The sequence below is a fragment of the Exiguobacterium sp. RM11 genome (assembly GCF_059821525.1).
The window spans coordinates 1,522,857-1,537,974 of record NZ_CM187558.1; the positions used below are offsets into that span (position 1 = coordinate 1,522,857).

The window sequence follows — 15,118 nt, forward strand, 5'->3', positions numbered from 1 at the left end:
TATATTGTCGCTAATAACGTTATGATAGCGCTTACACTTACTTGATGCAATAAAAAAATGAGTGGACAGACATCTGTCTATCACACTCATCCTGAATTATGTTGCTGCAATTCGGAGCGCATCCGCAAGCAGGAGTGCCCCATCTTTTAACGCGTCACGGTCAAACGTCATATGCGGATGATGAAGACCTGGACCTAAATCAGCGCCGATTCCAATCATCGTCGCATCAAGCGTCGGTTTCTCAACGGTATAAAAATGAAAATCATCGCTACCTGACGTGACAATCCTCTCGACGAGAGCCGACTGACCGAAGCGTTGCTCGATCGCCTGCTTCGCAATTTGACTCGACTGTTCCCCAACGACCGCTCCTGGTGTGAAGTCTTGCCACTCCCACTCCAATGTCACACGATGAAGCTGACCAACATGGAGTAACATGTCTTCGACACGATTTCGCAGTTCGAGCAATTCCTCATTTTGTTGAGCGCGGACATCAATCGAGAACGTCGCATTTCCTGGAATGATGTTCATGTTGTCACTCCCGGCGTGTACTTTCGTCAACTTGACGGAGTGTGGCTCAAACGGTGATAAGTAAATACTTTTGAGCATGTGTTGAATCGTGAAGATGACATCGAGTGCGTTTTGCCCTTGATGCGGTCTTGCGCCGTGCGCGTCATCCCCAATGACCTCTCCCTTTAAGAAGAAGGCAGCACCATGCTGAATCGCCGCCGCATACTGGCCTTTCTTCAACTCTTCTTGTGGACGCAAATGAATCCCGAAGAGTTGCGTCACGTCTTCTAACGCCCCACGTTCGATCATGGCGAGGGAACCATTCCCTTGCTCTTCGGCAGGTTGGAAGATGAAACGGATCCGCTTCTGTAATGCCTCGTCCTTCAACTGTTCGAGTGCACCGAGTACCATGCTGATGTTCGCGTCGTGCCCGCATGAATGGTTCGCACGAAACGTACCGTCCACTTGTTGCCATAACGCATCGATATCGGCGCGGACTGCAATCACGTCTTCTCCCGATCCAATCTCAGCGATCACCCCGGTCACATTTTCAAACGTCCGATGTGGAATCGACCAGTCCGATAAAATCGATGAAATCGTTCGGGTCGTCTCGACTTCTTTCCAACTGATTTCTGGATGTGCATGAAAATGTTCAAACCATTTCAATACGTTTGTCATATGTATCTCCACACCTTTATATTTTTTTGACACCTTTGATGAGAACCCATTGAAGCGGGAGTCGTCCCCATGTGATCCATTTCGGAATGACTTTCCCACCGATTCTAGATGGCTTCACGGCCATATTGATATTGGCTGGGAAGACAGCGATAAAGAATGCCGGTAGCGTCCGTTTCACGAACGACGTTCCTTTGTTGAGTAAGAGCATCGCCCCGAAGACGACTTCCACGACTCCGCTCAGTTGCACCATCAAGCGGCGGAACGGCCAAGACTTTGGAATAATCGACATGAACGCCTTCTCTCTGACAAAATGTAAAATCCCTGCCCCGAATAATAACACCCCATATAAATTTCGTACCATATTTCATCCTCCTTTTGTATAAGCATAGCAAAAAAGGCGGGCACGTTGCCCACCTTTTACAATGCAGAACCGTTTGCGTTTTGAATCTCGACTTGAACCGTTTCCGTTTTTCCGTCACGGACATATTCGATGTCGACCGTTCCGTCCGTATCTCGAATCAATTCACTGCGGAGGTCGATGAACGAGCTGACGTCTTTGTCATTGATTTTCACGATGACGTCACGCGCTTCAAGACCCGCTTTTGCGGCTGAACTGTTTTGCTGAACTTCTACGATAATCGTTCCGGCCGTTACCGATTCAGGTAAATTGATTTGTTCCGTCAAGTAACCTGGAGGGAACTCTGACACATCACGTAGCGATACGCCGAGCGAAGGATGATTCACTTCTCCCGTCTGTTCGATTTGATTGATCAGCGGAAGGGCGATGTCAACCGGAATCGAGAATCCGACTCCCTCGACTTCTGCCGTCGCAATCTTCATCGAGTTGATTCCGACGAGTTGTCCTTCTTCGTTGATTAACGCACCACCCGAGTTACCTGGGTTGATGGCAGCATCTGTTTGAATGACCTCAGCGTTGAAGTCAGCCTGTCCGTTCTCATCCGTATCCACCGGCACGAGACGTGACGTCGATGAGACGACTCCGCGTGTCACGGAGTTTTCGAATTGTCCAAGCGGATTCCCGATGGCGATGACCGTTTGTCCAGGTTTCAATTCGCTCGATTTTCCGATTGAGATGACAGCTGGTACTTTGTCAGCATCCACTTTCAAGACCGCCAAGTCATACGTCGCGTCACTGCCCATGAGCGTTGCTTCTGCTGTCGTTCCGTCATTAAACGTGACCGTCAGCTTGTCTGCCCCATTAACAACGTGATGGTTCGTTGCGATAAATGCCGAGTCACCTTCTTTTTTGTAGATGACCCCTGAACCGACTCCAGCCTCAACCGCTTCACTCGAGAAGCCGGTTTGGGCGAAGTTGTTCACGGTCACGACGGCAGGCTGAGCGGTCGCTACGGCATTCGTGACTGAAGAGTCAGACACATTTGATGACGTTTGGACCGGAGTCCCTTGTGAGGTCACGTTCGTGTCACTCACACTCGTAGCGGGTTGGTCAATGAACGGGTAAGCGATTGCGCCCGTCAGCAATGCCCCGATGACCCCACCGACAAGTCCTGGGAACATGCGGCTGACGAATGAAGGTTTTGTCTGTGTTCGTACCATTGTCTTTTCTCGGTTGGATGAACCGAGTTCTGTATCTAACCAATCTTTTTGCTGTTCTGATTCATGTAATTGATCGCGTTCATTTGATTGATCGTGACGATCCATAATGATTCATCTCCTCTGTGTTATCTTCTACCCTTACTATAACGAAGAGGAACACTCATTTATAAAATGATAAATGAATTACAAGATTCTTCACATTTTGCGTCATTTCATTCAGACAATCACATTTCTTAGCGTGCCGAGACCTTCAATCGTCACTTCGACGGTGTCTCCCGTTTGAAGATAGGTCGGTGGTGTCATCCCATGCCCGACTCCGGCTGGCGTTCCTGTCGCGATGATGTCACCCGCTTCAAGCGTCATGCCTTTCGATAACGTACGAATGAGCTCGTCAATCGGACGAATCATATCGGCCGTCGTTCCGTCTTGGCGCGTCTCCCCGTTGACATTCGTTTTGATCCGGAGAGGAAATTGAAGCTCGTCCGGCGTCACGATGAATGGTCCCATCGGACAGAACGTATCGAGTGACTTACCACGGAAAAATTGGACATGCTCTTTTTGCACATCTCGTGCCGTCACATCGTTTAGAATCGTGTATCCGAAAATGTGTTCTTCGACCGATTCGATGTCTCGTCCCGACTTTCCGATGATGACGGCGAGTTCGCCTTCATAGTCAAGTTTTTCCGTCAATTCCGGATGGCGCTCGATGACAGCGTCCGGGCCGACGACTGAGGTTGGTGCTTTCGTGAAGATGACGAGTTTCCCCGCTCCCGCTGTATCCATCTCTTTCACGTGTTCTTCATAGTTCTTCCCGATACAAATCACATTTTTCAACGGTCGATACGGGGCAAGCAATTTCACGTCCGTCACTCGGTATGAAGGTGCCACGTCTAAATCAATATCCGGATCGAATTCTCGCGCAATCACTTCTAATAAGTTAGTCGTATGTACTTGATTGCTGACATCGTAGACGAAATCGCCCTCGATGATTCCCACTCGTTGCTCTTCTTGCATGTCAAAACTACACCATTTCATCTAAAATCCCCCTTTTTTAATCATTATACAAAAAATCGAGACATCTCTGCCTCGATTACACTTTATTCAAAAAGATGATTCGTTGATTACTCGATCCCCGAAAGCGGAGTCCCATATCTCGTAGCGACTGCTCAAAGCGACCGTCAACGAGTACATCGGCGTAGTCTAACACGGTTTGAATTGCTTCGTCGTGCATCGCTACCAGCTGTTCGATCGTATAACCCGTATAGACCCATACATTTTTACCGAGCGACTTACATGCCAAGACAAGTTTTGCTAACTCTGAAGATTGAAGAAACGGTTCACCACCTGAGATCGTGACGCCGTCCCAACCACTGATCTTGATGCGACGGACGATCTCATCCACTTCGAATTCCTCACCACCAGCTGGATTCCACGATGAAGGATTGTGACAACCTTTACAGTGGTGAGGACAGCCAGCAGTAAAGATGACTGTTCGAATCCCCGGTCCATCAACGACGGATTCTTCAACGACGGATAGAATGCGCATCGTGTTTCACCCTCGCCCGTTCTTCTTCTCGCTTCGCCGTATTCCAGCGGTCCATCGTCCCGACCAAATAGCCAGTGATACGGCGGATCCGTTCAATCTTCTCATCTTCTCCACAAGTCGGACAAGCCGCGTCAATTAATCCTTCAAGCCCGCAATTCCCGCACCGGTCGACGGGATGATTGATAGAACCGTAGCCGATATCATGCTGGCGCATCAAGCGAACAATCGCCTCTACCGCTTCCGCGTTATGGGCAAGGGAGCCATCGACTTCGACATAGGAGATGTGTCCCGCATCGCACAACGCGTGATATGGAGCCTCGATTCGGATTTTCTCGCGAATAGACACGGACTGATAAACAGGTATGTGGAAGGAATTCGTATAAAACGCACGATTCGTTACCCCGTCGATCATGCCGAACACTTCCTGGTCTCGCGTCACAAATTTGCCTGACAGTCCTTCCGCCGGTGTCGCAAGCAACGAGAAATTCAAATCGTATGATTCGGCCGCCGCTCGCATCCGATCAGCTAAGTGCGTGACGATATCGAGACCGAGTCGTTCCGCTTCACGCGACTCGGCATGTGTACTTCCCGTCAACACCTTCAACGTTTCGGCGAGTCCGATGAAGCCGAGTGAAAGCGTTCCTTGTTTCAAAACATCTCGGACCTCATCATGTATATGTAACTCCTCACTTCCACGCCAGACACCTTGTGTGTAAAGGAAACGGAACTCTTCAGCGCGACGCGTGCATTGATACTCGAATCGTTCAACCAATTGTTCGATGCCGATATCGATATATCGGTTAAGAATGCGATAAAAGTCAGAGAGTGACTCCGAGATCAGTGCCATCTTCACCAAGTTGAGTGTGGAGAAGGAAAGATTGCCACGTCCAACTGACGTCTCCTCTCCGTGCCGATTTCCCATAACCCGAGTGCGACAGCCCATGTACGCCACTTCAGATTCATGCGACCCATCATAGTAAGCGGCATTAAACGGGGCATCGATGAAGGAGAAGTTCGGGAAGAGCCGTTTGCCTGTGACACGACACGCTTCACGAAAAAGATCGACGTTCGGGTCGTCCTCGTTGAAGTTGATGCCTTCTTTTACTTTAAAGATTTGAATGGGAAAAATCGGGGTCTCCCCATTCCCTAATCCCCGTTCCGTGGCACGAAGTAGCTCACGAATGAGAATGCGTCCCCACTTTGAGGTATCCGTCCCGTAATTGATCGAGACGAAAGGGACTTGACCGCCACCTCGTGAATGCATCGAGTTCGCATTATGAATGAACGCCTCACACGCCTGATATGTCGCCGAGATCGTCTCTTCTTCTGCGAGTTGTTCCAATTGTGTCTTGTCCCATTCAACAGGCAGTGATTGGAGTCGGTTCAGTTGGCGCTCATATGTCTTCTCGACATACGGCGCCAAGTCGACGTCAAACATCGGGAACGCTTGACCCCCGTGCTGCATATTTTGATTCGCTTGAAGGATGATGGACGCGAGTGCCATAGCAGAGCGAATGTCCTTTGGCGACCGGATTGTTCCATGCCCCGTATGGAATCCATCTTTTAATAATTGACCGAGTGGTATTTGACAACATGTCGTCGATCCTGTGATGTAATAGTCGGCGTCGTGCACGTATAAATAGTTATCAGTGACGGCCTGTTTTGATCGCTCCGACATCAAATATGTCTGCGACAATTCTTTCGACACTTCTGAAGAGAGTCGTGCTAGTTTCCCAAGTGGGGACTTTCCGTCCACATTCGCATTTTCTTGTACTAAGTCTTGGTCTGGTAAGACGCAGACATCCTCATACAACTGCAGTAATTTCAAAATCTATCACCTCACTATATATGGACTAAAAACATTCATAAATGTTTTTTAAATCCTATATATAGATTATGACACGTATTTTTTACGAAGGTCACGAGTCGATATTGTGACAGTTTACTTGTGAGCATACGACAAAAAAGAGCCTCGTCTTCGGTAAGACAAGGCCCAACGTTATTTGTGACAAACGTCATTTATTTAGCAGCTTTGACGACTTTTAATTCGACTTCTTCCTCTAATTCTTGCGCCTCACGGAGACCTTTTGAGTTGAGCCATGTATAGATTGCTCCCATGAAGAGGGCGCCGCCGATAATGTTACCGAACGTCGCAGGAATCAAATTGTGGATCGCACCAGCCATGCTGATCGTCTCAGGGTGTGGGACGACGAGCGTCAAGGCGAACAAGACGAAGTTGGCGATGACGTGGTCGAATCCTGAAGCGAAGAAGACGGCGACAAGGAAAATCATCGAGAAGATTTGAGCGAACTCATTTTTCATTTGTTTCGGTAAGAAAATGGCGAGACAGACCATCCAGTTACAGAAGATGGCGCGGAAGAAAATTTCAACCGTCGTGTGATGCATTTTCCCCTCGACGACTGAGAACAGCCAGTTGTTCATGCCAAGTTCTTGGATGACGCCAGTCGGTGCAAGTAGTAACGCGAATAGGATTCCCCCAAGTGCGTTCCCGACGAAACAGAGTAACCAGACGAGCATCGTGTCGCTGAGCGTTGTATAGCCGCGAAGTGTCGACGTCGTGAAATACATCGTATTCCCCGTAAACAACTCCGCTCCCCCATAGATGATCATGACGAGCGCAATCCCAAACGAGAAGCCCCCGATGAGTGTCGTGAACGGTGATTCCGCTAAATACATACCGTTGACGACTTTCAATGTGAAGATTGAAGCAAAGCCGATAAAGATCCCGGCTAACATTGCCCGTAAAAAGTATTCCATTGGACGATAATGAATCATTTGCGAGGAAGCCTGTGCTTTTTTCCGTAATGATTCGAGTGCATGGATTTCCATTGATGCCATGTCACAAACCCTTCTTTCTGAATAATTAAATAGGAAAGTATCAGTTCTAATATGTGAAATCATTAACAATATAAACTGTACAGTGTCTGTTGGCAATCCTGTCTTTTATGAATTGACAGAGTGTTCACATCGTAATCGTTTACATATGGCGGATTTGTGACAAAGAAAAAGTGCTTCGATTTCTCGAAGCACTTTTTCTACAATTATTCTTTATCCTCAGTCGATTCTTCTGTTTCTTCAGAAGATCCTTCAGAAGCTTCTTCTTCAGTCGAACCTTCCTCTGATTCAGTTTCTTCCTCTTCCTCAGCAACCGGCTCATTCACAGAGGCGATGTGCATATCTGGTTCAGAGACAATCGTGTACGATTTGTCTTCTGGAAGATCTGCTACCGTCACCGAGTCACCGATTTCGAGGTCTGACACGTCAAGTTCGATGCGTTCAGGGATGTTGGCAGGTGTCGCAGAAACCGTCACTTTATAGAGCGACTGAGCGAGATATCCGCCTTCTTTGACGCCTTTCGCGTCGCCGACGAGGGCGATATCCGCTTCGACTTCTGTCTCTTCATCCATCTTCACAGCCATGAATTCGACGTGCTGATAGAAGTTTGTGAACGGATCTGTTTCTGATCCGTGCACGAGCGTGTTGATTTTGTTTCCATCGAAATGGAGTTCAATCAAGGCGTTGTCACCGTGGTCTCGAAGAATTTTACGAAGGTCCATCTCGTCAAACACGATTGGTGTGCTATCTACTTTATAACCATAGACAACTCCTAACGCTTTTCCTTCGTTACGCAACTTCGTGCGTAGTGAGCGTGGGCGTAATTCTCGTTTTGATACTTGAAGTTTGTTCGTCATTTTCTTTTCCTCCTACATGGATATACATTTCATGTCGACATCTTGAGGGTGAGGCAGTGAAAAAGCCACCTCTCAACCTCGATGCGTTGAGTGACATGTGTATAGTTTTCCCATGAGGACTCGTAAATAAACGTTACATCGTATTAAAACAAGGTAACAAGACGATTACATGACGCGTTTAAATAACTTCTCGAGTTCGTACGTGCTCCACTTCACGAGAATCGGACGACCGTGCGGACAAGTGAATGGAGACGTCGTACGACCTAAATCATCAATCAATTGTCGCATCATGTCCATATTGAGTGGATGATTCGCTTTGATCGACCGTTTACACGCCATGAGGATTGATGCTTCCTCACGATATTTCGCGATGTCAATCGAGCGTTGTTGAATCGCCATCTCCACTAGATCACGAATTGTACCCTCTAAGTCATGTTGCGGATACCATGTCGGAATCTCGCGCACGAGGAACGTGTTTCCCCCAAACGGTTCTAATGTGATACCGGCTTCTGCTAGAAGCGGGAGCACTTCTTCGATGGCGAGCGTCTCTTCTTGCGTGAACTCTAACGTTAACGGAATCAACAGAAGCTGATACTCTTTTTCCGGACGTCCTAACTGCTCATAAAACAATTCATACTTGATGCGTTCCTGGGCAGCATGTTGGTCCATCACGTACATCCCGTCTTCCGCTCCACAGACGATATAACTCGAGTGCAGTTGTCCGATGACGTCTAATGCTGGAAGACGTTCGGACTGAAGAACGGGTTCCTCGACCTGTTCTACCTGGAGCATCTCCGGCTCTGGTTCATGAACGAGCGGCGCCGGGTTCCACTGGGAAGGAGACGTGAGCGACTCTTTTCGCTCACGAGGAATCGGATAATTCCACTCGACCGTGTCTACTTGTTTAGGTTGCGGTTCCATCGAGAAGTCGAGTTTCGACTGTTCGGACGGTGTCTCTCGTTTTGGTTTTGATTCTTGTTTCACAGACGGAATGAGACGTTGCTCACGGAGCGTCAATTGAACGGTCTCTCGGATGAGCTGGCATAGTTCTTTTTCTTTCGACAAGCGTACTTCACGTTTCGTCGGATGGACGTTCACGTCAATCAACATCGGGTCCATCTTCACTTCGAGCACGGCAATCGGATAGCGACCAATCGGTAAGAGCGTATGATAGCCTTCGAGCACACTTTGTGTCAGTGCAAAGTTCTTGATGCTTCGACCGTTTAAGATGAGGGTCACATATTGTTTGTTCGAACGGGTCACTTCCGGGCGTACGAGATGCGCGCTCAACGTATAGTCGTTCGTCTTGCTCGACGCCGTAACGATTTGTGCGGCGACTTGTCGACCATAGATGGCGAGCATGACTTGTTTCAAGTCTCCATTGCCGTTCGTGCGCAATAATTCTTTCTCTTCATGAAAGACGGTGAAGCGAATCTCTGGATGAGACAGTGCCAAACGGTTCAACGTATCGGTAATGCTCGCGAGTTCTGTAGCCGATGTCTTCAAATATTTCAGACGAGCCGGTGTGTTGAAGAAAAGTTGACTGACCGCGATCTCGGTTCCGACATTCGCCGCCGCCGGATTCGTCTCCTTTACGACACCGCCTTCAAGCGTCATCTCAAAACCGTCTTCATCTGCTCGTTTAGACTTTAACGAGACGTGACTGACCGACGCAATCGAGGCGAGTGCCTCACCACGGAAACCGAGCGTCCGAATACGAAACAAGTCATGCTCGTCCCGGATTTTACTCGTCGCATGTCGTAAGAAGGCTCGGGCTGCGTCTTCTTCATGGAACCCATGCCCGTTGTCACGGACTTTGATGAGACGGATACCCGCCTCTTGTAAGTCGACGTCCACTTTCGTCGCTCCCGCATCGATCGCATTCTCGACTAATTCTTTGACAACGGAAGCCGGTCGTTCGACGACCTCCCCGGCTGCGATTCGGTTCGCGAGTTGTTCCGGTAACTCTCGAATGATTCCCATCGACTCACCCTTTCTTTGCGGTCTGTTGCAGTTCGTAGAGCGCCTGCATCGCTTCGATTGGATTCATTGCCAATAGATCGAGTTTGAGCAGCTGTTCTCGAACAGCGTCATTCGACTCGAACAATGACAACTGACTGACTTCTTCCACTTGAGGTGGAGCGGTTTGCTCGTTCAAAGCAGGTTTCGTTGCTTCGGATTCGAGTTCTGACAGAATCGTCCGTGCCCGGTCAATCAATGAATCTGGGAGTTCGGCCAATTCCGCCACGTGAATCCCATACGATTTATCCGCACGTCCTGGATGCACTTCATGGAGGAAGACGACACGCCCATCCCGCTCAATCGCCCGAACATGAACATTCTCAAGTGTCGGAATCGAATCCTCGAGCACCGTCAGTTCATGATAGTGCGTCGAGAAGAGTGTCTTCGCTCCGATTGTTGAGGCAATATACTCGACAATTGCCTGTGCAAGTGCCATCCCATCATACGTTGACGTCCCTCGACCAATCTCATCCAATAGAATCAGACTATTGCTCGTCGCCTCTGTGACGGCTTGTCGCGTCTCGGTCATCTCGACCATGAACGTCGACTGTCCGCTCACCAAATCGTCCGCCGCACCGATCCGTGTAAAGATGCGGTCAAAGAGCGGGAGTTCTGCTGCTTCTGCCGGGACGAATGAACCGATTTGATGAAGGATCGCAATCAACGCAAACTGACGCATATACGTCGATTTACCGGACATGTTCGGTCCGGTGATGAGTAACATTTGACGTGTGTCGTCAAGTGTCAAGTCATTAGCGACATACTCACCTCGCGGCAAGACCGTCTCAATGACAGGGTGACGGCCGCGTTCGATTTGTACGTGCGATGTAGTTTTCGGGCGTACATATTCTCGTCTTTCCGCTACAACGGCAAGGGCGAGGAGCACATCCAACTCACTGAGTGAACGGGCCAATTGCTGAAGAGCCTTCGTGTACGTCTTCACTTCTTCTCGAAGTGCGACAAACAAGTCATATTCGAGCGTACAGCTCTTCTCTTCTGCTCCTAAGATGAGGGCTTCCTTCTCTTTTAGCTCAGGCGTAATGTATCGTTCCGCATTCGTCAACGTCTGCTTCCGCTCATAACGCCCTTCTTCGAGCAACTTCGCATTCGACTTCGTCACTTCCAAGTAGTAACCAAATACGCGGTTATAACCGACTTTCAACGACTTGATGCCGGTTGCGATACGTTCCTGTTGTTCGAGGTTGGCAATCCACGATTTCCCGTTCGCTTTCGCTTCTAGCAGTTCATCGAGCTCTTCTGAATACCCGTGACGAATCATCCCGCCTTCTTTCGTCGAGATCGGAGGTGAGTCGACGAGGGCAGTCCGGAGCTGTTCACTCAACGTCTCGAACGAGTCGAGATTCTGTTCGATTTGCTGCAAGCGATCCGCTTTCACTGTTTGTAAGAGTGACCGGACAGAAGGCATCCGCTCGAGCGTGTCGCGAAGTTGGACGAGATCTCGCGCATTCGCTGTCCCGTACCCAACTTTTGCGACAAGGCGTTCGATGTCATAGACTCGCTTCAACTCTTCCTGTAGTTGATCGCGCAACATAAAGTCGTCCACTAAGTTTTCGACGGCGTCCTGTCGCTCTTTGATGCCTTGTTCTGTATAGAGCGGCTGTTCAAGCCAGCGTTTCAACAAACGACCACCCATTGCCGTCGTCGTCTCATCAAGTAGTGAAAGGAGTGACCCTTTCCGTTCTCCCGAACGAGCGGAACGAAACAGTTCAAGGTTTCGGGCCGTATTGGCGTCGAGCTGCATATGCTGTTCGACCTCATAGGCGACAGCCGGTTGCAAGTGATCGAGCGAACGCTTCTGTGTTTTCGTGAGATAGGCGAACAGCAACTCAAATGCCGAGCGCTGCGCCTCGTCTTTCGCACCTTGTGCGAGTGGACTCTCCCGCTTGTCCACTTGAATCGAGAGAGGAATGCCGGTCTGTTTTAACAAGTCAGCGAGTCGTTCATCCTCAACGATGACCTCGTTCGGAAGCAATCCTTCGATTTCTCGTAAGACGGCTTCTTCTGACGAGAGCGTCGTCAGCCACGATTCCCCCGTCGTCACGTCACCTCGAGCAATCCCAAAACGTCCCGCGACGTCCGAGATGGCGACGAGATAACGGTTCTCTTTTTCGCTTAGTGATGCCATGTATGTACCTGGCGTGATCACTTGAATGACTTCCCGCTTCACGAGCCCTTTTGTCGCTTTCGGATCTTCTGTCTGTTCACAGATGGCGACGTTGAATCCTTTTTCGATCAGTTGTTCGATGTAGATTGCCGCCGAATGGTGTGGGACACCACACATCGGAATTGGATGCTCAGCCTGCTTCCCATTTTTAGAAGTGAGCGTGAGCTCTAATTCCTTGGCGACAATTTGCGCATCTTCAAAAAACAACTCGTAAAAGTCGCCGAGTCGATAGAATAAAAAGGCGTCCGGATAGTCTGCCTTGATGGAGAAATATTGTTTCATCATTGGTGTCTGATGTACTTCTTGCATGTTAATTCACCTCTAGAAAGTACAACAGCTGACCATCGGCCAGCTGTGTCGTTTTAGTATCCGCAGCCGCCGCGTGCTTGTTCAGCCGCCATGCCGCTCCCTGTCTTCCCTGCAAGGACGTCTCCGTCCGTCGATTCGATGATGCGATCCGTCACAGAGTTCGCGAGCGTGACCGTCACGTATTGAAGCAAATCGTTCACTTCGACCTGTGTCTCCTGGAACGCTTGAACGACCGGGATTGAATCGAGTTCTTCCATCGCTTTATCAATCTTCTGCTCGACTTTCGCGAGTGCTTCCGTCTTGCCGTAATGCTTACAGTTGACGGCTTCTTTTTGTAAGAATTTGATTCGTTTAATCAACGTCTGTACGCGGTCACTTCCGTTCACTTTCGCTTCCGCTTCTTTGAAACGCGCCACTTCTGGTGTTTGTGCTAATACGTCTGCCAATTCTCTTGCTTTTGCAATTACTTGTTGATCGGTCACCATTGTAAACCCCTTTATGTCTATGATGTAATCGTGCTCAAAGGCACGTGAATGTTCTTTCTCATTCTAACATGAACGATTCGGAAACGGTACTAGCGGGATTCGTTGATTCTCGTAACATATCGACGTGTGGAATACGATCTTCTTGATACACATCACTTGTCCGTTTGAAGCCAAACGAGGCATAAAAAGGTTCCACATACGTCTGAGCTTGCAGATATAATGTCTCATGACCAAAATCCTTAATTGCAGCTTCCATCAGCTTACGAGAATGACCTTTCCCTCGATGCGTCGCTTTCGTGACGACACGTCCGATGGCGACTGGAGAGGCTTCCGTCAAAACACGAAGCGCAGAGACAATCTCTCCATCTTCTTCGATCCAATAATGGATGGCTTGTTCATCTTTTCCATCGATTTCTTGATACGGACAGTTCTGTTCGACGACGAAAATCTCAGTCCGTAGCGCCAGTAAGCGATACAATTCCAATGTTGTCAGTTCATCAAATGTTTTTTTCTTCATCAATATCCCCCTAATCAATCGTCACCCCGAGTGCTCGGGCAACATGTAACCCGCTCGTCATTGCGCCAATCGTCCCCGCCCCTGGAAATACGGTATCCCCGCATACATAAAAGTTCGGCAAGTCTGTGCGATAACTCGCGGCACGGAACAACGCCTGGCTTGGCGTCTGGGCATACCCCCCGACTGCGCCATGCGGTCGCTTCGTATACTTCACCCATGCACCTGGTCCACCAGGAAGGAGAAGTGACGATTCACGGTCCCAATCGGGAAATCCAGTCGCGACGACGTCGACGAGACGATTGGTCCAATCTTGTTCTAGTTTCTCATATGCCGCTCGGTCTTTCCAATGTTGCCATTCTGATAAATCGATATGTGTGGATACCGTAATGGTCCGTTCCGGTTTTTCTGTGCGCAACACGTCATCCGGCGCCGACATGGATATGAACGCATGCCCACTCGGTAATCGCTCGTGATAGATTTGTTGAAATAGTGGTTGCTGTTGACAGACATCCTCAGGCAAGACGAGGTAGAGGCTGAACGTGCCCCATTGCGATTGTTTCAACTGTCTTCGATATTGTCGTTTGAAGCGTCGTTGTTCCTGTCCTTTGAGAAGTTCGCTCGTCCGCTCAATCGGGATGGCGGAAACAATCACATCGACCAGTTCAAGTCGTCCTCTTCGATCGGTGATGAGCCATCCATCCGTCACTCGTTCGATGGACTGGACATCTCTCCCTAATTTCGTCTCGCCACCAAACGTTCGGACGGCGCGCTCTAACGCATGAGCCAATTGATACAGGCCACCTTCAACATAGTACGCTCCTTCGTGATAGACCGACAGCGCCACTGCACCGAGTAAATGACTCGCTTCTTTCGCACCGGTCTGCAAACTATCGAGCAGGACTCCATCGATAAATCGCTCGAACATCGTACCGTTTAGTCCATGACGAGCTAACGTGTCACCGAGTGGCCGCTGGAGTTTCAGGAGCGCTGTGATTTGATTCGGTCGAAAACCTTTCAGCGCGTAAAGCATGTCTGATGTCGTGCGTAGCGGAAGTGCAGGTAACTCTTGAAACAACGGACGAATCTTCTCAAAGTCACCCCACACTTCACGATAAAACGCATGGATTGCCTCGTGGTTCTCTGAGAACGCATGACTGAGCTCATCAAGTAGACGTTCTCGGTCGCGATAGTAAGTGAGGGTAACGTCAGGCAGATGAATGTCCATCACCTCATCCAATAAAGTGACCTCGACCGATTCGTCCAATTTCTCAAGGACACGCTGATGGACTCCACCTTTTTCAAATCCCATTCCGAGCGTCGCGCCTGCCGGGAACAAGTAGTCACCCCGTTGAAACTTGCCGGCACATCCTCCCCATTCACGCGATGCTTCAAAGACGGTTACGTCATGTCCTTTTTGCTGAGTTAGCGCAGCTGCCGTCAAACCCGCGACACCTCCACCTATGACCCCGATTTTCATGTACATCCCTCCTCTCTATATCATACCTGCTCCGTTAAAAAATTGAAGAAATGAATCGGTTTTTGAGATTCCAGCGTTCTTTTGAAGGGAACTGATTCTCC

The 15,118-nt window shown here is 49.2% G+C and carries 13 protein-coding genes; all 13 read right to left on the reverse strand.

Annotated features, from left to right (window positions below; all coding sequences use genetic code 11):
* Positions 1-96: 96 nt before the first annotated feature.
* Complete coding sequence (locus AC5LIL_RS07965; protein ID WP_499823821.1) at positions 97-1,185, reverse strand: amidohydrolase; 1,089 nt, start codon at positions 1,183-1,185, stop codon at positions 97-99.
* A 16-nt stretch (positions 1,186-1,201) separates the two neighbouring features.
* A complete protein-coding gene (locus tag AC5LIL_RS07970) occupies positions 1,202-1,546 on the reverse strand; it encodes a DoxX family protein (protein ID WP_078146805.1) in 345 nt (114 codons plus the stop codon).
* 56 nt (positions 1,547-1,602) lie between these two features.
* Positions 1,603-2,868: a S1C family serine protease gene (locus tag AC5LIL_RS07975; protein ID WP_499823822.1), complete on the reverse strand. Its 1,266-nt coding sequence runs from the start codon at positions 2,866-2,868 to the stop codon at positions 1,603-1,605.
* 111 nt (positions 2,869-2,979) lie between these two features.
* On the reverse strand, positions 2,980-3,798 hold the full coding sequence (locus tag AC5LIL_RS07980; protein WP_499823823.1) for a fumarylacetoacetate hydrolase family protein: 819 nt from the start codon (positions 3,796-3,798) through the stop codon (positions 2,980-2,982).
* 55 nt (positions 3,799-3,853) lie between these two features.
* Entirely contained in the window at positions 3,854-4,309 is a 456-nt protein-coding gene (nrdG, locus tag AC5LIL_RS07985; RefSeq protein WP_499823824.1) for an anaerobic ribonucleoside-triphosphate reductase activating protein, read from the reverse strand.
* Positions 4,287-6,137, reverse strand: coding sequence for an anaerobic ribonucleoside triphosphate reductase (locus AC5LIL_RS07990; RefSeq protein WP_499823825.1), 1,851 nt, complete (start codon positions 6,135-6,137; stop codon positions 4,287-4,289). Before AC5LIL_RS07990 ends, nrdG begins: the two co-directional genes overlap by 23 nt.
* 191 nt (positions 6,138-6,328) lie before the next feature.
* On the reverse strand, positions 6,329-7,159 hold the full coding sequence (locus tag AC5LIL_RS07995) for a formate/nitrite transporter family protein (protein ID WP_074035310.1): 831 nt from the start codon (positions 7,157-7,159) through the stop codon (positions 6,329-6,331).
* Between the two features lie 212 nt (positions 7,160-7,371).
* On the reverse strand, positions 7,372-8,022 hold the full coding sequence (locus AC5LIL_RS08000) for a 50S ribosomal protein L25/general stress protein Ctc (protein WP_214783525.1): 651 nt from the start codon (positions 8,020-8,022) through the stop codon (positions 7,372-7,374).
* A gap of 165 nt (positions 8,023-8,187) precedes the next feature.
* Positions 8,188-10,005: a DNA mismatch repair endonuclease MutL gene (gene mutL, locus AC5LIL_RS08005; RefSeq protein ID WP_339962286.1), complete on the reverse strand. Its 1,818-nt coding sequence runs from the start codon at positions 10,003-10,005 to the stop codon at positions 8,188-8,190.
* A 4-nt stretch (positions 10,006-10,009) separates the two neighbouring features.
* Positions 10,010-12,538 (reverse strand): DNA mismatch repair protein MutS, encoded by a 2,529-nt coding sequence (gene mutS / locus AC5LIL_RS08010; protein WP_499823826.1) that lies wholly within the window; start codon positions 12,536-12,538, stop codon positions 10,010-10,012.
* Positions 12,539-12,591: 53 nt separating this feature from the next.
* Positions 12,592-13,023, reverse strand: a complete 432-nt coding sequence (locus AC5LIL_RS08015; RefSeq protein ID WP_012726155.1) for a YlbF/YmcA family competence regulator — start codon at positions 13,021-13,023, stop codon at positions 12,592-12,594.
* 58 nt (positions 13,024-13,081) lie between these two features.
* On the reverse strand, positions 13,082-13,540 hold the full coding sequence (locus AC5LIL_RS08020; protein WP_337873746.1) for a GNAT family N-acetyltransferase: 459 nt from the start codon (positions 13,538-13,540) through the stop codon (positions 13,082-13,084).
* 10 nt (positions 13,541-13,550) lie between these two features.
* On the reverse strand, positions 13,551-15,017 hold the full coding sequence (locus AC5LIL_RS08025) for a phytoene desaturase family protein (RefSeq protein ID WP_499823829.1): 1,467 nt from the start codon (positions 15,015-15,017) through the stop codon (positions 13,551-13,553).
* Positions 15,018-15,118 lie beyond the last annotated feature (101 nt).

Coding starts and splice junctions, on each gene's coding strand:
- AC5LIL_RS08025 (WP_499823829.1), bottom strand. CDS start 15,017: ATGAAAATCGGGGTCATAGGTGGAGGTGTCGCGGGTTTGACGGCAGCT.
- nrdG (WP_499823824.1), bottom strand. CDS start 4,309: ATGCGCATTCTATCCGTCGTTGAAGAATCCGTCGTTGATGGACCGGGG.
- mutS (WP_499823826.1), bottom strand. CDS start 12,538: ATGCAAGAAGTACATCAGACACCAATGATGAAACAATATTTCTCCATC.
- AC5LIL_RS08020 (WP_337873746.1), bottom strand. CDS start 13,540: ATGAAGAAAAAAACATTTGATGAACTGACAACATTGGAATTGTATCGC.
- mutL (WP_339962286.1), bottom strand. CDS start 10,005: ATGGGAATCATTCGAGAGTTACCGGAACAACTCGCGAACCGAATCGCA.
- AC5LIL_RS07975 (WP_499823822.1), bottom strand. CDS start 2,868: ATGGATCGTCACGATCAATCAAATGAACGCGATCAATTACATGAATCA.
- AC5LIL_RS07970 (WP_078146805.1), bottom strand. CDS start 1,546: ATGGTACGAAATTTATATGGGGTGTTATTATTCGGGGCAGGGATTTTA.
- AC5LIL_RS08015 (WP_012726155.1), bottom strand. CDS start 13,023: ATGGTGACCGATCAACAAGTAATTGCAAAAGCAAGAGAATTGGCAGAC.
- AC5LIL_RS07995 (WP_074035310.1), bottom strand. CDS start 7,159: ATGGAAATCCATGCACTCGAATCATTACGGAAAAAAGCACAGGCTTCC.
- AC5LIL_RS07965 (WP_499823821.1), bottom strand. CDS start 1,185: ATGACAAACGTATTGAAATGGTTTGAACATTTTCATGCACATCCAGAA.
- AC5LIL_RS08000 (WP_214783525.1), bottom strand. CDS start 8,022: ATGACGAACAAACTTCAAGTATCAAAACGAGAATTACGCCCACGCTCA.
- AC5LIL_RS07980 (WP_499823823.1), bottom strand. CDS start 3,798: ATGAAATGGTGTAGTTTTGACATGCAAGAAGAGCAACGAGTGGGAATC.